Source organism: Variovorax sp. 05N34 (assembly GCF_056397405.1).
Genome location: NZ_JBFTNI010000001.1, coordinates 843656 through 856351 on the forward strand (window position 1 = coordinate 843656; position 12696 = coordinate 856351).

Genomic DNA, 12696 nt, shown 5'->3' on the forward strand with positions numbered 1-12696 from the left:
TTTCTATGGTGCTTGGCGCAGCGCTAATCGCCTTGGAAACTGCCCGCCCGGCAAGTCACGACCAGGGTGTCGCGCCAGCCCGGCTCGCCTTCCACCAGGGGCTGGATCGGCGTCGATTCGTGGATGACGCGCGCGTCATCCAGCAGCAGCAAGGTCCAGGGTTCCGTCATCGTGAAGCGTTCGCCACGCCGGCCCGTGGCCTCGAAGACGCGGGTTTCGCCGCCCTTGATGTTGTGCCGGCCGACCAGCGCCACCGCCACCACGTCGACGCCGTCCCGGTGTGCGCCCTCGGGCGTCGGCCGACCGATACCGTCCGCCGTGTCGATGCGAAACTGGTGTGCCTCGACAAACCAGGGCTGCATCCCGCGCAGGCCGCTGGCGACGTCGCCCAGCGCAAGCATCATGCGTCGCCACACCGGCTGCGCCACGGTTTTTTCTTCCATCGGCGCGAACCACCGCTGCATGCCGCCATGCAGCGCGTTGTATTCGACCGGCTGCCAGTGCGCGCGATGCGGCACCTGAATGAGCGCTGCGCCGTCGACGGTGAAGCAGGCGTGCCGCCGGGTGCGATAACGGCCGCCGTCCTTGAGGTAGTCGTCGGGCGGCAGTTGGAACCAGTCGCCGTGCAGCGCGTCGAGTTCGGCCAGCGGTGCGTCCAGCCATTCGGCGACGCCTTGCGGGCTCAGCACGGCATAGCCGTCCTGGCGCAGTGTGGAGACGAGGCGATCGGGCGGTGTGAATGGCGGACTGAAGGCCGCGTTCACTCCGTCACCTTCACGCCCTTCCAGAAGGCGACGCGGTCCTTGACCATTTCGGCTTCCGGCTTGGGATCGGCGTAGTACCAGGCGGCGTCGGTGTTGAGTTCGCCGTTGACCAGCAGCGAGTAATAGCTTGCGGTGCCCTTCCAGGCGCAGGTGGTCTTGTGGTTGCTGAACGTGACATGGTCGCGGTTGAGCGATTCCATGGGGAAATAGTGATTACCTTCGACGAGCACTGTGTCGTCGCTCTCGGCGATGGTGACGCCGTTCCAGGTTGCTTTCATTTCATATGACTCCAAGGCGCCAGGTTGCGCCGATCGCTATTTCGATTTACATCCACGAAAGTAGCACATTCAATGTGGATGGCGGGAATCCAGCTGCATCAGGAGCGCGCGAATCTCGCGGAGGGGCAAGACGTGGTCGGGCACATGAAGCGCGAGCGCCGAGAGCGGCATCATCGGTGCAAGGGCTTCGTCCGGGTCCTGGACGATCGTCAGGCCACCGGCCTCGTGAATCTGCAGCAGCCCGGCGGCGCCGTCTTCGTTCGCACCCGTCAGCAGAATGCCGACGAGCGCAGGGCCGTAGGCGTCCGCGGCGGAGCTCATCAGGACGTCGATCGCGGGGCGCGAGAACAACACCGGCGGCTCGCAGCTCAGAGAGAAGCAGAGGTCGGACTCGATCGACAGGTGATAGCCCGAAGGCGCGAAATAGAGCGCACCGTCCTCGATGGGCACCTTGTCCTCCGCCTCCCGGACCTCGATCGAAAGGCGCTGGGCGAACACCTCCGCCAGTCTGCTGTCGTGTGGGTCCGGAAGATGGATGACCACGACGATCGGGAGCCGCCAGCCGGACGGAAGGTCCGACAGCAGCGTCAACAACGCATCCACGCCGCCCGCCGAGGCGCCGATGACCACGGCGCGCAGGTCCCGTCCCTCGTGCTCGACCGATGAATCGCCCGGCGTACTTGTCATGGGGTCATGTGCCCTTCCTGTAGATGCGCTCGCTGCGGGACAGCACTTCGAATGCGCCTGCATAGCCTGAGAAATCGATGCTCTCCTTGGCGCCGAGTCCGAGAAAGCCGCGATGGCAAAGCGACTCGTGGAACAGCCCGAGGGCGCGGTCCTGCAACTCCCGATTGAAGTAGATGAGTACGTTGCGGCACGACACCAGATGCGTCTCCGCGAAGACGCTGTCGGTCGACAGGCTGTGGTCGGCAAAAATCACACCCGCGCACAGCGAAGGATCGAAGCGACCCGCCGCGTCATAGGCGGCGGTGTAGTAATCCGAAAAGGAGCGCCGGCCGCCGGCGCGCTGGTAGTTGGCCGTGTAGCCCTTGATCGAATCGATCGGGAAGATCCCCTTGCGCGCCTTCTCCAGCGACGCCGGGTTGATGTCCGTCGCATAGATCAGCGTGCGCTCCAGGAGCCCTTCCTCGCGCAGCAGGATGGCGAGCGAAAACACCTCTTCGCCGGTGCTGCAACCAGCGACCCAAATCTTCAGCGAGGGATAGGTGAGCAGGTGCGGAATGACCTGCCGGCGCAAGGCGAGAAAGTAGGCCGGGTCGCGGAACATCTCGCTCGCCGGAATCGTCAGGAACTGCAGCAGCAGCGCAAAGGTGGCCGGTTCGCGCAGCACCTTGTCCTGCAGCGCGGAGATGCTCGACATCTTGAGCTGGTCCAGCGCATAGAGCACTCGCCGCTTCTGCGATGCGCCGGTGTAGTTGCGAAAGTCGTAGCTGTACTTGAGATAGATGGCCTCCATCAGCAGCCGCACCTCGATGTCGACGTGCGAGGGCGGACGCAGTGGGGCGGAAGGTTTGCCGGCTGTCACAGGCGCTCCATCTTCGGCATCCACACGCGCAGGAGAGAGAACAGCCGATCGAGGTCCACTGGCTTTGCGGCGCCGACCACGCCGCGGACGAGGGGCAATTTCAGGTTGGGATTGAGCAGGCGCTGGAAATCCTCGGTGTCGATCGTTGCCTGTGGCTTCATGAGTGCTGGGTTCGAGCGCAAAAGGGCAAAACCCTTCGACGATGCACAACCCCGCCCGAATTCATGTCGGACTGCGCCTCGCCGGTGCGTGCGCCCAGCACCCGAAGCCAGCGGTCCGGCAACCGAATACCGCCACACTTGTTACTCCCCGCCTTCGATGTTCGCTGCCAGACTTTGACTTTCCGTATGCAAACATCAGGAGATTCGCCATGAGTGCACCCATCGAGAACCAAGGCAAGCCCGGAGCGCCGGCCATGCAAACGCCGCCGGTCGTATCGGCGCAGGCATGGAAAGCGGCCCACGCTGAAATGCTGGTCAAGGAAAAGGCCCAAAGCCGCGCACGCGACGCCTTGGCCGCCGAGCGCCGGCGAATGCCGTGGATGGAGGTGAAGACGTCGTATGCGTTCGAAGGGCCGCAGGGCAAGGTGGGCCTGCTCGACCTGTTCGACGGGCGGCGTCAGTTGATCGTCTATCGCGCCTTCTATGAACCAGGCGTCTTCGGTTGGCCCGAGCACGCCTGCCGCGGCTGCTCGATGGTGGCCGACCAAGTGGCCCACGTCGCCCACCTGAACGCCCGCGACACCACCCTCGTCTTCGTCTCGCGCGCTCCCCAGGCGGACATCGCGAAGCTGAAGGAGCGCATGGATTGGAAGATGCCTTGGTACACCATCACCGACGACTTCGACGCCGATTTCGACGTCGACCAATGGCATGGCACCAACGTGTTCTACCGTGATGGCGATCGCGCATTCAGGACCTACTTCGTCAACAACCGCGGCGACGAGCAGATGGGCGGTACTTGGAACTACCTCGACATCACGCCTCTGGGCCGGCAGGAAGTCTGGGAAGACTCACCCGAGGGCTATCCGCAGACGCCGACCTACAAGTGGTGGAACTGGCACGACAACTACGCCGAAGAGGCGGCGCCCGACAAGAGGTGGGTCGAGGTGTCGGACGCTGGTGAAGCGGCATTCCGGGCGGAAGCGGCGAAGTCGAAGGCGTAGGCTGTCGACAGGGGTTCGGCAAGGCTTCAGCGGCGCGCCTGGATCATCTTCCAGCCGTTGCCCGAAGGATCGCGGAAGCCGGCGTCGATGGAGCCATAGCGCTCGACCGGCTCCTGGGTGAACTCCACGCCCCGCGCACTCATCTGGTCATACGCCGCGCGGCAGTCGTTCACGACCAGCACCAGTGGCGGCATCGCACCTTTCGCAACGATCGCGCTCAGTGCTTGCGCGGTGGCGGCGTCCAGCATCGGCGGGCCGGGCTTGAACAGGCCGAGCTGGAACGTCGGCTGGTCCGGATGCTGGATCGTGAGCCAGCGATAGTCGCCGTTCTTCACGTCCGTATGGACCTTGAATCCGAGCTTCTCGACATAGAACGTGAGCGCCTCATCCTGATCGCGCACGTACAAACCAGCAACTTCAACACCTTGACTCATGGGATCTCCTTTTATCGAGACCCGTTTATATCGGCCGCGATGCGGCGGCGCTTCTCCAAAACTGCCATCGTGAGATCGGGCCGATGCGCCGCGCTGAGGATGCACGCGGGCACGCGGCCGAGTTCTTGCGCGGCGGCCCTTCTCCGCGTCCGGATCTCGCCGGGGCTTTCGCCGGTGATGTCGCGAAAGATGCGGCCGAACGTGCCGAGGCTGCCCCAGCCGGTGTGAAAAGCGATCTCGGTCACTGACAGTTCGGTGTCGCGCAGCAATGTCGTCGCTCGCTCAATGCGCCGCGTGAGCAGATAGCGATGCGGCGGGAGGCCGAAGGCTAGCTTGAAGGATCGTGCGAAGTGCGCTTCGGAGACGCCGCTTACTTCCGCCAGCCGCCGAACAGGCCAGTCCTCGTGCGAGGCGGCGTCCATGCGATCCTTGGCGCGCAGCAGACGGCGCAACAGCTTGGGGTCCTGCGTCAACCTTGGCTCACCGGAAGTTCATGGCGGGCAAATGATACGGCGCCCCCTCCCCCGATGATCAATCCTTCGCCTGGAGCCAATGCACGCTGAACAGGTGCTCCGGATCCGTCCAGACTGCCGCCGGACTGAAGCCCGCTTTCACGGCCAGGGCGCGCAGTCCATCGATGGTGAACTTGTGCGAGTTCTCGGTGTGGATCGTCTCGCCTTCCTCGAAGCTGAAAGAATGGCCGTCCAGCTTCACCGTCTGGGCGCGGCGGCTCACGAGATGCATCTCGATGCGCCGAAGCGGCGAGTTGTAGAAGGCGCCATGCGTGAAGCCGTCGAGATCGAAATCCATGTCCAGCTCGGCGTTGGCGCGCCGCAGCAGGTTGAGATTGAAGGCCGCCGTCACGCCTTGCGCATCGTTGTAGGCCGCGTGCAGCAGCGCCGGATCTTTCACGAGATCGACCCCCAGCAACAGCCCGCCACCACGAAGCAGCCGCCGCGCAAGCTGCAGAAAGGCCAGAGCTTCGTCAGGGCTGAAGTTGCCCAGCGTGGAACCGGGAAAGAACCCGACGCGCTGCCCCAAGCCCTTCTCGCGCGAAGGCAGCACCAATGGCATCGTGTAGTCGGCCACCATCGGCTGCACCGCAAGGTGCGGATAGTCCTTGCGCAGACGTTCGGCCGCGGCTTCGAGGTGTTCCCCCGAGATGTCGATGGGCACATAGCGCTTGGGCGCTTCGAGCGCGTCGAGCAACAGCCGCACCTTGGTGAGGGAGCCCGCACCGAATTCCACGATCTCGGCATTGGGTCCGATCTGCGCGGCGATCTCCGGCGCGCATTCGGTCAGGATGCGGACCTCCGTGCGTGTCGGGTAGTACTCGGGCAGTTCGCAGATGCGATCGAACAGCGCCGAACCCGCGACGTCGTAGAAGAACTTCGGCGAAATACTGCGCGCATCGAGACTCAGGCCGGCGTGCATCTCGCGGGCGAAGTCGGACAGTGGCGCAGCCCGTTGTGCCGCACGGAATGCATGGAGATTGAATGCTGGAGTGCCCATCAGAGGTCTTTCGCGAGCCGCAGCCCCGAGAACTGCCAGCGTGCCGCCGGCGGAAAGAAGTTGCGATAGCTGGCCCGTGCGTGCCCTGGCGGCGTGGCAATGCTGCTGCCTCGCAACACGAGTTGGCCCACCATGAACTTCCCGTTGTATTCCGCCGCGATGCCCGCGAGCGGCCGAAAGCCAGGATAAGGATCGTAGGAAGAACGTGTCCACTGCCAGACGTGCCCGGTCATCTGGGAGATGCCCGGAGCGTCGTACGCCGCTTCCCATTCGAATTCGGTCGGTAGCCTCGCGCCCGCCCACTCCGCATAGGCGGCGGCTTCATAGAAGCTCAACTGCGCGACAGGCGCCTCCGGCTCCAGCGGCCGGACGCCGTGCAGGCCGAAGATCTGCCAAGCCGAGGTGCCTCCGTTCGAGCCTTGATTGGGGCCTTGGTGCATCAGCTTCTGATCACCGGCAGCGATCCAGTACGCCGGGCAACGCCATCCCTGCGCCTGCACTGTCGCCCAGCCGTCGGAAAGCCACAGCTCGGGCCGCTCGTAGCCACCATCGGCAATGAACTGCGCGTAATCGCTGCAGTTCACAAGGCGGTCGGCAATGGCATAGGGCCGCAGGAGCGCGGCGTGGCGCGGCGTCTCGTTGTCGAAGGCGAAGCCGGGTGCGTCGTGGCCCACTTCGACCAGCCCGCCGGGCCTGGACAACCATTGCATCGGCCGTGCGACCGAAGCCAGGCGCAACGAAGGACCCGGCGCTGGGCGGTAGGCCGGCAGCAAGGGATTGCACGACAGCGCATGCAGGATGTCGGTGACGATGAGTTCCTGATGCTGCTGCTCATGATGAAGCCCCAGCGTGACGATGCTCTCGATCGCATGCCAGTCCGTGTCGCTCGCGCTGCCGAGCAGCGCACACACCGCCTCGTCCACATGGCGGCGATAGGCACGCACCTCCTCGAGCGACGGGCGCGTCAGCAAGCCGCGCTGCGGACGCGGATGGCGCGGCCCCAAGGCTTCATAGTAGGAATTGAAGAGGTACTGAAACCGCGGATCGAACACGCGGTAACCACTCGCGTGTGCCTGGAGCAACACGGTCTCGAAGAACCAGCTGGTGTGCGCGAGATGCCATTTGGTGGGGCTGGCATCGGGCATCGACTGGATGCACTGGTCTTCGGCCGAAAGTGGCGCCGCCAGCGAGAGGCTGTGGGCACGCACCGACTGGAAACGCTCGCGCAGTTCGTCCGCCGCGGGCGCGGCCGGCCGGATCAGGTTCATGGAATCTCCAAGATTCGTCTTGACGGGTTTTAGCCCACGCACGGAGGAATGCGCCGTAGGACAAGGGCTCGCTCAAAGCTGCAGGCGAACCATGACCAGGCACAGCGGAACACGCCAATGTCGCACAAGTCGGGAACGCTTGCATGACCCCGCGCTGCGTATCATCCGGCGCATGAGCACCACTACAAACACCGGCCGCCCTCATGTCGTGATCGTCGGCTGTGGCTTCGGTGGCCTGGAGGCTGCACGCAAGCTGCAGAAGGCCGAAGTGGACATCACGGTGATCGACAAGACCAACCATCACCTCTTCCAACCCTTGCTCTACCAGGTCGCTACGGCGGGACTGGCCGCGCCGGCCATTGCGGCGCCTGTGCGACTGCTCTTCAGGGAACAGTCGAACGTCACGACATTGCTCGGAGAAGTCATGCACATCGACCCGGCAGCGCACGAAGTCCAGTTGGCGGACGGCACGCGCATTGCATGGGATCACCTCATTGTTGCGGCAGGCGCGACGCACAGCTATTTCGGCCACGATGAGTGGGAAAAGATGGCGCCCGGTCTCAAGACGCTTGCCGATGCCTTCGAGATCCGTCGCCGGATCCTGCTGAGCTTCGAGGCGGCCGAAGTCGAAAGCGACCCCGAACGCCGCCGCGCGCTCTTGACTTTCGCGGTGATTGGCGCGGGGCCGACCGGCGTCGAGATGGCGGGCACGCTTGCCGAGATCGCCCGCCACACGTTGTCGGGCGAATTCCGGCACTTCGATCCGGGCAGCGCGGAAATTCTGTTGATCGAAGGTGGTCCGCGCGTGCTGCAGGCCATGCCGGAGTCGCTGAGTCAACGTGCACTCGAACAACTCCAAAAGCTCGGCGTGCAGGTGCGCCTCAACGCAAGGGTCACGTCGGTCGACGCCGGAGGATTGCAGGTCGAATCGCCCTTCAGCGACGGCGGCGCAGGCGTCGGCAGCCATCGCATCGCGTGCAACTGCGTCATCTGGGCCGCAGGGGTTGCCGCATCGCCGCTGGGCCGTTTGCTGGCGAGCGTCACCGGTTCCGAAACGGACCGCGCGGGCCGCATCAAGGTGTTGCCTGACCTGAGCTTGCCGGGCTATCCGGACATCAGCGTGGTGGGCGATCTTGCGGCCGCGATGAGCTACAGGCCGGGCAAGGAGCCCACGCCCGTGCCCGGCGTCTCCCCGGGCGCCAAGCAAATGGGCCGCGCCGCCGCGTCGAACGTCCTTCGGCGCGTTGCCGGCCAGCCGACCGAGCCCTTCCGCTACAGCGACTACGGCAATCTGGCCACCATCGGGCGCAACTCGGCTGTCGTCGACCTGGGCACACCCTTTGGTCCCTTGCGCTTCTCGGGGCGCATGGCGTGGCTGTTCTGGCTCTTTGCACACGTGTATTTCCTGATCGGCTTTCGCAATCGGATCGTCGTGCTGATGGATTGGGCCAGCGCGTACTGGAGCTTCCAGCGTTACGCGCGCGTGGTCGCGGACGTCAGGGAAAGAGGTGAATCGTGAGAATCCGCCCGTTCGAGCCGGCGGACGAAAGCACTGTCGTTGCGCTCTGGCGCGAGTGCGGCCTGACCCGGCCCTGGAACGATCCTCATCGGGATATCCAGCGCAAGTTGAGCGAACAGCCGGAGCTGTTTTTGATTGCCACGATCGATGATGCGCTGGTCGGCACGGCCATGGTGGGCTTCGACGGACACCGCGGCTGGGTCTACTACCTGGCGGTATCGCCACTGCACCGCAAACGATCCATCGGCCGCGCGCTCATGCGCGAAGCCGAGAGGCTGCTCATGGAACGCGGTTGCCCCAAGATCAATCTGCTGGTGCGCTCGTCGAACACGGACGTGATCGCGTTTTATCGCGAACTGGGGTACACGCAGGACGATGCGGTCAGCCTCGGTCGCCGCCTCATCCACGATGCCCACGATACGGACATCTAAACCAAACGCCTACGGTTTCGCCGGATGATCGCCCGCGGGCAGCAAATCGGCATCCGTCAACGTCTTCAGGAAAGCGACCACGTCGCGAATCTCCGCTTCCGTCAATGCCGGCTTGCCCCCGCGCTTCTGGCCGAAAGGGGGATCGGTGTTGATATTCCCGCGGTATTCGGGCGGCAAGTCGTCGAAAGGCTGCGTCTTGCCCTTGGCATCGCGCCCGTACCAGCGCTCCGGCGTGGTGTCGCGCTGCGCATAGAAGCGCACCGCGTCTTCCAGCGAATGAAAGACGCCGTTATGAAAGAACGCCTGGCGCACCGCGACATTGCGCAGGCTCGGCGTGCGGAACAAGCCGCAATATTCGGGATGGTCCTTGAGGTCGGTTCGGATGGGCCCGCACAGGCCGAGGTCGTGATAGTTCGGGTCGGCATTCGCTGCGAGTCCTCGATGGCGCGGCACGCCGATGGCGATCATGCCGAAGTCGGTGAAGAGGGGAAACGCGCCGTCCGCCGTGCGGTCGCTGAGGTGGCATGAAGCGCAATTGCCTTTGTCGTCGGCCTTGAAGAGCCGGAGGCCGCGCGTTTCGGCGGCGCTCAGCTTTTGCTCTCCGCGCAGGGCTGCGTCGTACTTGCTCGTGAAGGGGTAGAACTCGGCGGGCGACTGCTGAAAGACTTCAAGCGCCAAGCCCGCCGCGCGGAATGCCGCCCCTGGCTCCTGGAATACTTCGGCGCCGAAGACAGTGCGCATCTCGTCTGCATAGGCCCCGCGCATCAGCTTGCCAGAGACCTCGTCGATCGAGGCATTGCCCATCTCTGCCGGCGACAGGAGCGGCAACCCGGCCTGTTCGTGCGCCGAACCGGCACGGCCGTCCCACATGTGCCCACCCGTCGGGCCGGCGTCGATGCTGTCGTCGCCGTCGTTGTCATGGTGATGCTCCGAAAACGCCGTGAGCGTCTCGAGGTAGCGGAGCGACGGCGTAGCGCGCGGGCCTTGCGTGCGGCCGTCAGCGCCGCCCCATTGCACCGACAGCGCATTGGGTGGACCGAACGCATGTTGCGGATCGTGGCAACTGGCGCACGACTGCGCTCCCGATGCCGACAGCGACGGATCGAAGAAGATCCTGCGCCCAAGCGCCGTCAGTTGGGCGGCTGTGGGCTGCGGTTTGCCAGGCACCGGTGCGTAAGTTGCGCCGACATACGCGGGCACCGGCGACACGGGATGTGCAACAGGAGCGGTCGGTGCAGCCCGCTCGCAGGCGGCAAGGGCGACACATGCCAGCGTGAGAACACCCAGCCGGATTCGGATCGACCGGAACAGATTTGAAATGCGCATTGCAGACGCGGCCCCGCGAAACAGGGGCAGACCGCGCGCAGCTTAGGCATCGAACATGACAGCCACGTGACTTCACCGGCAAGCCATCGTTCGCCTGCAATCAAGCTGTCATGCAGCGCGGCCAACATCTCGGCCGCCGGTGTTCGCCGGACTCATCGACATCTCATAACTCCACACATGATGAAAAGCTCTGCAACTTCCCGTGCCACTTTGGCGCGAATCGTGCGCAACCCGATGGTTCGCCTTTCTCCATGGCCCATCTCGATCGTGGCGGCCGCAGTCGTCGCCGCGTGCGGTGGCGGCAGCGGAGGGTCGGGCTTCGGCGTCGCGCCGGTCGGCACGGGCGGCACGGCCACCACTTCGGGCGTGGTCACCGGCAGCTACTACCGCAATGCCAAGGTCTGCATCGACGCCAACAACAACGGCCACTGCGACGGCAACGAAGCCAGCACGACCACGGATGCCAACGGCGCTTTCAAGCTGACCGGACAAGGCGCTGTCGTGGCCGAGATCGGTACGTCGAGCAAGCGCTTCGACCCCGCGAGCGGCGTAGAAAGCCCCGTGACGCAGCCCCTGGTGTTTCGCGCACCTTCGGGCGCAAACAACGTGATCAGCGCCATCAGCACCGAATTGGTCGCGATCATGGATGACAACGGCGGCGACCTCGCCGCCGCGCGCACCGCCCTCGCCAAGCGCCTGGGCGTGAGTGAAGCGCAACTGACGGCCGACCACAACAAGATCGACGACAAGGGCGTCAAGGGCCTGCTGCAGGCCGAGATCGACCAAGCCATCGAACGCATCGCCGAAGCCGTTGCCGAAGCAGGCTCGGGCGGCGATGTGGTCCAGGCACTGCGCAACCGCCTTGCACTCGACAAGATCCAGAACGTGGTCGTCATCTACGCCGAGAACCGCGGCTTCGACAATCTCTACGGCCTCTATCGCGGCGCGAACGGCATTCCGGGCGTCAATCCGACTTCTACCCCGAGCAATCCGGAACCCCAGAAGGACTTCGACGGCGCTGCCCTGCCCGCGCTGCCGCCAGTCTGGAGCGGCGTGACGATCGCCGGCCAAGCGGTCACCATCACGCAGGCGCAGACCGTCGGCATGCCGAACAAGATGTTCCGCATCGACGATTCGGCCGGCTTCTTCAACACCGGGATCATGGTCGGCCAATCGACCATCACGCGCGATCTGGTCCACCGGTTCTACAACAACCAGATGCAGATCAACGGCGGCAAGAACGACAAGTTCGCCGCCTATTCCGATGCGGGCGGCCTGAGCATGGGCTACTTCGACGGCAGCAAGATGCAGTTGTGGAAGATCGCTCAGCAATACACGCTGGCCGACAACTTCTTCATGGGGGCGTTCGGCGGCTCGTTCCTGAACCACCAGTACCTGGTCTGCGCCTGTGCGCCGACCTACCCCAACGCCGATGCCGATACGTCGCCAGCCAAGGGCGCGATCTCGGCCATCGACGTCGATGCCAACGGCAACTTCGTCCGGCTGACGCCCGCAGCCACTTCGCCGGCATCGGTGCTCAGCGGCGCGCCCGTCTACAAGAACGACAACACGCTCACGCCGAAGGATGCGAGCGGGATGTTCTATGCCGTCAACACCATGCAGCCGCCCTATCAGCCGAGCGGCAACGCACCCGCGGCGGGCGACACGACCAAGCTCTACGCCGATGCAAGCAAGGCCAACACGCTGCCGCCGCAGACGCAGGCCACCATCGGCGATCTGCTCGACAAGAAGGGCCTGAGCTGGGCCTGGTACGGCGGCGCATGGAACAGCACCACGGCCACCGCCGAAGGTGACCGCAAGTTCCCTTCCACCGATCCGGCGGCGCCTGCGGCAGCGGTGACGCCGAACTTCCAGTTTCACCACCAGCCCTTCAACTACTACGCCGAGTTCGATCCGGTCGCGCACCCCGACGTGCGCGCGGCTCACCTGAAGGATTTCGACGCCGACTTCCTGAAGGATGCCGCCGCCGGCAAGCTGCCTGCCGTGGCCTTCTACAAGCCGCAGGGCAATCTCAACCAGCACAATGGCTACGCCAACATCACGGATGGTGACGCGCACATCGCCGACGTGATCGCCAAGCTGCAGGCCAGCCCGCAATGGAAGAACATGCTGGTCGTCGTCACATACGACGAAAACGGCGGCTTCTATGACCACGCCACCGTGCCGAAGGGCGACCGCTGGGGTCCCGGCACGCGCGTCCCGGCGTTGATCATCTCGCCCTATGCCAAGAAGGGCTTCGTCGACAAGACGCAGTACGACACAGCGTCGACGCTGCGCTTCATCACGCACCGCTGGTCGCTGCCGCCGCTGCCGGGGCTGGTCGAACGGGACGCGGCGCTGCTGAAGAACGGCGGCAAGCCGATGGGCGACCTGACGGCCGCACTGAACTTCAGCAACAAGTAGTCGGCAGGTCCATCCCAAGAGACGCCGAG

At 64.6% G+C, this 12696-nt stretch carries 14 protein-coding genes; 4 read left to right on the forward strand and 10 right to left on the reverse strand.

From position 1 onward, the window contains the following. Window positions 1–23: 23 nt before the first annotated feature. The 5 genes from AC1DMA_RS04055 to AC1DMA_RS04075 all read right to left on the reverse strand — a co-directional run bounded on the left by AC1DMA_RS04055 (window position 24) and on the right by AC1DMA_RS04075 (window position 2749). A complete protein-coding gene (locus AC1DMA_RS04055; protein ID WP_478143304.1) occupies window positions 24–764 on the reverse strand; it encodes a 2OG-Fe dioxygenase family protein in 741 nt (246 codons plus the stop codon). Continuing rightward, window positions 761–1042: a DUF427 domain-containing protein gene (locus tag AC1DMA_RS04060; RefSeq protein ID WP_478101006.1), complete on the reverse strand. Its 282-nt coding sequence runs from the start codon at window positions 1040–1042 to the stop codon at window positions 761–763. The genes AC1DMA_RS04055 and AC1DMA_RS04060 overlap by 4 nt, the downstream gene beginning before the upstream one ends. Before the next feature lie 69 nt (window positions 1043–1111). Then, window positions 1112–1729 (reverse strand): chemotaxis protein CheB, encoded by a 618-nt coding sequence (locus tag AC1DMA_RS04065; protein WP_478143305.1) that lies wholly within the window; start codon window positions 1727–1729, stop codon window positions 1112–1114. Window positions 1730–1733: 4 nt separating this feature from the next. Further along, entirely contained in the window at window positions 1734–2519 is a 786-nt protein-coding gene (locus AC1DMA_RS04070) for a CheR family methyltransferase (protein ID WP_478143355.1), read from the reverse strand. Between the two features lie 65 nt (window positions 2520–2584). Further along, on the reverse strand, window positions 2585–2749 hold the full coding sequence (locus AC1DMA_RS04075) for a hypothetical protein (protein WP_478143357.1): 165 nt from the start codon (window positions 2747–2749) through the stop codon (window positions 2585–2587). Between the two features lie 209 nt (window positions 2750–2958). Between AC1DMA_RS04075 and AC1DMA_RS04080 the strand changes: the two genes are divergently transcribed. Then, window positions 2959–3753 carry a DUF899 domain-containing protein gene (locus AC1DMA_RS04080; protein WP_478143306.1) on the forward strand — a complete coding sequence of 265 codons (795 nt, stop codon included), beginning with the start codon at window positions 2959–2961 and terminating at the stop codon, window positions 3751–3753. 26 nt (window positions 3754–3779) lie between these two features. On the opposite strand, the gene AC1DMA_RS04085 is transcribed toward AC1DMA_RS04080, so the two are convergent. Genes AC1DMA_RS04085 through egtB form a run of 4 tightly spaced genes read right to left on the reverse strand, consistent with a single transcriptional unit; the run spans window position 3780 to window position 6967 of the window. Continuing rightward, a complete protein-coding gene (locus AC1DMA_RS04085; RefSeq protein ID WP_478126708.1) occupies window positions 3780–4187 on the reverse strand; it encodes a VOC family protein in 408 nt (135 codons plus the stop codon). An 11-nt stretch (window positions 4188–4198) separates the two neighbouring features. Beyond that, the gene (locus AC1DMA_RS04090; RefSeq protein WP_478126709.1) at window positions 4199–4660 is read right to left on the reverse strand and encodes a helix-turn-helix domain-containing protein; all 462 of its coding nucleotides are present in this window, start codon (window positions 4658–4660) and stop codon (window positions 4199–4201) included. A 58-nt stretch (window positions 4661–4718) separates the two neighbouring features. Then, window positions 4719–5699 carry an L-histidine N(alpha)-methyltransferase gene (gene egtD, locus AC1DMA_RS04095; protein WP_478126710.1) on the reverse strand — a complete coding sequence of 327 codons (981 nt, stop codon included), beginning with the start codon at window positions 5697–5699 and terminating at the stop codon, window positions 4719–4721. Further along, entirely contained in the window at window positions 5699–6967 is a 1269-nt protein-coding gene (gene egtB, locus AC1DMA_RS04100; RefSeq protein WP_478143307.1) for an ergothioneine biosynthesis protein EgtB, read from the reverse strand. Before egtB ends, egtD begins: the two co-directional genes overlap by 1 nt. A gap of 172 nt (window positions 6968–7139) precedes the next feature. On the opposite strand from egtB, the gene AC1DMA_RS04105 reads away from it, so the two are divergent. Together AC1DMA_RS04105 and AC1DMA_RS04110 are read left to right on the forward strand one after the other, a co-directional pair. After that, a complete protein-coding gene (locus AC1DMA_RS04105; protein ID WP_478143308.1) occupies window positions 7140–8486 on the forward strand; it encodes an NAD(P)/FAD-dependent oxidoreductase in 1347 nt (448 codons plus the stop codon). Continuing rightward, a complete protein-coding gene (locus tag AC1DMA_RS04110; protein ID WP_478143309.1) occupies window positions 8483–8917 on the forward strand; it encodes a GNAT family acetyltransferase in 435 nt (144 codons plus the stop codon). The genes AC1DMA_RS04105 and AC1DMA_RS04110 overlap by 4 nt, the downstream gene beginning before the upstream one ends. A 9-nt stretch (window positions 8918–8926) precedes the next feature. Here AC1DMA_RS04110 and AC1DMA_RS04115 read toward each other — a convergent pair whose 3' ends face one another. Further along, window positions 8927–10243, reverse strand: coding sequence for a cytochrome-c peroxidase (locus AC1DMA_RS04115; RefSeq protein WP_478143310.1), 1317 nt, complete (start codon window positions 10241–10243; stop codon window positions 8927–8929). Window positions 10244–10477: 234 nt separating this feature from the next. Between AC1DMA_RS04115 and acpA the strand changes: the two genes are divergently transcribed. Continuing rightward, window positions 10478–12667 (forward strand): acid phosphatase, encoded by a 2190-nt coding sequence (gene acpA, locus AC1DMA_RS04120; RefSeq protein WP_478143356.1) that lies wholly within the window; start codon window positions 10478–10480, stop codon window positions 12665–12667. Window positions 12668–12696 lie beyond the last annotated feature (29 nt).

Bases quoted from the DNA above. Each gene is read 5' to 3' on its own strand.
- AC1DMA_RS04075 (WP_478143357.1), bottom strand. From the start codon at position 2,749: ATGAAGCCACAGGCAACGATCGACACCGAGGATTTCCAGCGCCTGCTC.
- AC1DMA_RS04115 (WP_478143310.1), bottom strand. From the start codon at position 10,243: ATGCGCATTTCAAATCTGTTCCGGTCGATCCGAATCCGGCTGGGTGTT.
- AC1DMA_RS04070 (WP_478143355.1), bottom strand. From the start codon at position 2,519: ATGGAGGCCATCTATCTCAAGTACAGCTACGACTTTCGCAACTACACC.
- AC1DMA_RS04060 (WP_478101006.1), bottom strand. From the start codon at position 1,042: ATGAAAGCAACCTGGAACGGCGTCACCATCGCCGAGAGCGACGACACA.
- AC1DMA_RS04065 (WP_478143305.1), bottom strand. From the start codon at position 1,729: ATGACAAGTACGCCGGGCGATTCATCGGTCGAGCACGAGGGACGGGAC.
- AC1DMA_RS04085 (WP_478126708.1), bottom strand. From the start codon at position 4,187: ATGAGTCAAGGTGTTGAAGTTGCTGGTTTGTACGTGCGCGATCAGGAT.
- egtB (WP_478143307.1), bottom strand. From the start codon at position 6,967: ATGAACCTGATCCGGCCGGCCGCGCCCGCGGCGGACGAACTGCGCGAG.
- AC1DMA_RS04080 (WP_478143306.1), top strand. From the start codon at position 2,959: ATGAGTGCACCCATCGAGAACCAAGGCAAGCCCGGAGCGCCGGCCATG.
- AC1DMA_RS04105 (WP_478143308.1), top strand. From the start codon at position 7,140: ATGAGCACCACTACAAACACCGGCCGCCCTCATGTCGTGATCGTCGGC.
- egtD (WP_478126710.1), bottom strand. From the start codon at position 5,699: ATGGGCACTCCAGCATTCAATCTCCATGCATTCCGTGCGGCACAACGG.
- acpA (WP_478143356.1), top strand. From the start codon at position 10,478: ATGGTTCGCCTTTCTCCATGGCCCATCTCGATCGTGGCGGCCGCAGTC.